The 1,646-nt window shown below is 43.6% G+C and carries 2 protein-coding genes; both read left to right on the top strand.

Annotated features, from left to right (window positions below; all coding sequences use genetic code 11):
• The first annotated feature begins 283 nt into the window (after positions 1 to 283).
• Positions 284 to 856 carry an RNA polymerase sigma factor gene (locus tag KK060_RS24815; RefSeq protein WP_254157979.1) on the top strand — a complete coding sequence of 191 codons (573 nt, stop codon included), beginning with the start codon at positions 284 to 286 and terminating at the stop codon, positions 854 to 856.
• Positions 856 to 1,401: a hypothetical protein gene (locus KK060_RS24810; protein WP_254157977.1), complete on the top strand. Its 546-nt coding sequence runs from the start codon at positions 856 to 858 to the stop codon at positions 1,399 to 1,401. The genes KK060_RS24815 and KK060_RS24810 overlap by 1 nt, the downstream gene beginning before the upstream one ends.
• Positions 1,402 to 1,646: the final 245 nt, after the last annotated feature.

The following is a 1,646-nucleotide window of genomic DNA, read 5'->3' as shown; positions in this document are numbered from 1 at the left end:
TTCTGTGCCTGTCCCGATAATTTCGGGAGGCAAGCAAAAAGAAATGCGAATGATATAGATGAATGATGCTAACCGATAAACCTTGAAAGAAACAGCTGAACGTTAAGACTCGAAATATTACTAATTCTGAAAAATTGGTTTGAATCACCGAAGCCCGAATTTCAAACACAACCCGGAACCTTAAACCTGTAACCTTAAACCTGTAACCTTAAACCAAAAAAATTCCCTTCCCACGCAACCTTTAATTCCCTACCTTGTCTTTGGTATAAAAAAAACAGCGAGTTTGGATCAACCCGTACTTGATATTCACTACGATTTAATACAGCTGTGTAAAGCTGGAGACAGTAGTGCATACCAGAAGTTGTACCGACTTTATGCCAAAGCCATGTATAACGTCAGCTACCGCATTGTGGGTAGGGAGGAAGATGCCGAAGACGCAACCCAGGAAGCTTTCATCAGCGCCTTCAAAAACCTGGGCAGCTACCGCGGCGACGCCACGTTTGGCGCATGGCTCAAACGCATTGTAGTGAACAAAGCCATTAATATCTTGAAGAAGCGCAGGGAAGAAGCCATACCCGAGCATGAAAACTTTGATATAGCTGAAGAAGAAGACACCATAGAATATAAAGAAGGACTCACCGTTGAAAGAGTAAGGACAGCCATACACCAACTGCCCGATGGCTACCGCACTGTGCTTTCGTTGTATTTGCTGGAAGGCTACGACCACCAGGAGATCGCCGAGATCATGGGCATCACCGAGTCTACGTCGAAGTCGCAGTTGAACAGAGCCAAGAGCAAGCTCAGGGAATTTTTAACACAAGGTTACAAGTTGGGAGAATTAAAGAATAAAGCATGATGAACGACGAACTGGAAAGATTTGTAAAAGAAAATCGTGATGCGTTTGACGACAAAGAGCCATCAGAGAAAATATGGAATGAAGTATCACGCTCAATAAAAACAGGAAAGAAAACCACCCTCTGGAACTCCGTTGTTATCTGGAGAGCTGCAGCCATGCTTTTTATGGCCCTTTCTGTTTATTTACTTATCCCAAAGACTAATAATATCACCAAACAACGTGAAGCAACCCTTAACGAGTTTGCCGACGTAGAGCAGTTTTATATTGCCCAGATCTCCGAGAAAACAGCCCTCATCCAGGAGCTACACAAAACCGAAGGCCTCAACGGCTTCACCCACGACTTCAAGCAACTCGAAGCCATGTACATGGTGCTCAAGGAAGAGATGAAGCGCAGCCCCAACCAGAAGGTTAAAGACGCCCTCGTCCTGAATCTCCTCGTAAGAATCGATTTATTGAATCAACAACTCCACCATTTGGAAAACGACGACCACACCACCCAAGAAGACACGGATAACGGTAAGTCTAAACCATCGAAGAATGTTTGATGTGGTTTGTTACAGGTTACATGTTTAAGGTTTCAGGTTTAGGAACCTTCCAACAACCTTAAACTTTTAACCTTAAACCTTAAACCTGAAACAGGATTAACCCAGAACCCAGAACTTCGAACCAATAAGAAAGTAGGCAGTAGGCAAAATGCAATAGGCAATGGAGTAAGTTGACAATTGACAATGGGCAGTTGACAATTCTCAAACCTAACCCGGAACCTTAAACCTGTAACCTGTAACCTTGA

It is taken from the genome of Chryseosolibacter indicum (assembly GCF_018598585.1).
GTDB lineage: Bacteria > Bacteroidota > Bacteroidia > Cytophagales > Cyclobacteriaceae > Chryseosolibacter > Chryseosolibacter indicus.
The sequence above is the reverse complement of the archived record's forward strand: the minus strand, read 5'-3'. Positions and strand labels throughout refer to the sequence as shown.

Bases quoted from the DNA above. Each gene is read 5' to 3' on its own strand.
- KK060_RS24810 (WP_254157977.1), top strand. From the start codon at position 856: ATGAACGACGAACTGGAAAGATTTGTAAAAGAAAATCGTGATGCGTTT.